Raw genomic sequence first — 1,038 nt, 5'->3', positions numbered from 1 at the left:
AATGCGGGTCACCCCCTCGTCAAAAAAGGCATGTGTATTAACAAAGAGCAAGCAGAAGAAATCCTTTGTGAAGACTTAAAGCAATTTGAGAAGACGGTAGAGGAATCGGTCACGGTTTCGTTAACGGATTGCCAATTCGCGGCATTAGTCTCGTTTTGCTATAACGTAGGAACAGCTGCTTTTTGCAAGTCAACATTGTTGAAGAAACTTAATCAAGGCGATTATGAAGCCGTTCCTGTTGAATTACAGAAATGGAATAAGGTCGGTGGGAAGCCTCTTGCGGGTTTAGCCAACCGTCGAGCAGCAGAAGCGGGTTTATGGGCAAAAGGGGCTTATGTTTCTTCAAATTATCAAAGGGTAGAAACGAAAATGGCAACAGGTCTTTTCAAGGTAGAAGCACTTGCCCCGATTATAGGGTCTTGTTCAGGTTTTGGCGGCTTGTTAGCAGGCAATGGTCCCATTCAATGGGCATTAGCAGGCATCATGGTTTTAGCGGCTGTAACGGGCATAGCGATTGTCGCCAAGCGTTTTCGGGAGCAACGCTTATGATTTTTTGGCTCAAGAAATATTCTCTTATGTTTACAGCGGCTTTAGCCGTTTTTTTTATGGCTTTAGCCAAGGCGTTTCATCTTGGCAAGCAAAGCGAACGGCAAAAGCAAACAGAGAATGCTTTAAAGACAGCAACAATGCGGCTTGAGGTAGAAAATGAAGTTAATCAAAAAAGTGATGCTGGTGTGCGTTCTGAACTTTCTCGTTGGGTGCGCGGCAAATAGGTCTGTTTCTTGTGGTGGCTGGTTGCCCATTTATTTGGATAATAAGGATGTTGCGGTCATCAGTTCCAACCTTGCAAGAGATATTTTGAAGCATAACAAGCAGGGAGCCCATTTATGTGGTTGGAAAGATGGTCAAGAAACGAAGCACCAAAGATAAAGATCTTACAGAAAAAGAACAACAGCTCCTTCACGAGATGATAGAGACCTATCAAGGCTTAAAGATGATGTCACGCATCATGAAATTGATTGCCTTCATCCTCTTTAT

At 43.4% G+C, this 1,038-nt stretch carries 2 protein-coding genes; both read left to right on the top strand.

Features of this window, described 5'->3' with window-relative positions:
• Nucleotides 1-549, top strand: a 549-nt coding sequence (locus ACFINF_RS09340; protein WP_375620606.1) for a lysozyme, incomplete at its 5' end; no start/stop codon positions are given.
• The gene (locus ACFINF_RS09335) at nucleotides 546-773 is read left to right on the top strand and encodes a hypothetical protein (RefSeq protein WP_375620605.1); all 228 of its coding nucleotides are present in this window, start codon (nucleotides 546-548) and stop codon (nucleotides 771-773) included. The genes ACFINF_RS09340 and ACFINF_RS09335, both read left to right, overlap by 4 nt.
• The last annotated feature ends 265 nt before the right edge of the window (nucleotides 774-1,038 follow it).

The organism is Bartonella sp. TS25HLJMH (assembly GCF_042193505.1).
GTDB lineage: Bacteria > Pseudomonadota > Alphaproteobacteria > Rhizobiales > Rhizobiaceae > Bartonella > Bartonella grahamii.
The sequence above is the reverse complement of the archived record's forward strand: the minus strand, read 5'-3'. Positions and strand labels throughout refer to the sequence as shown.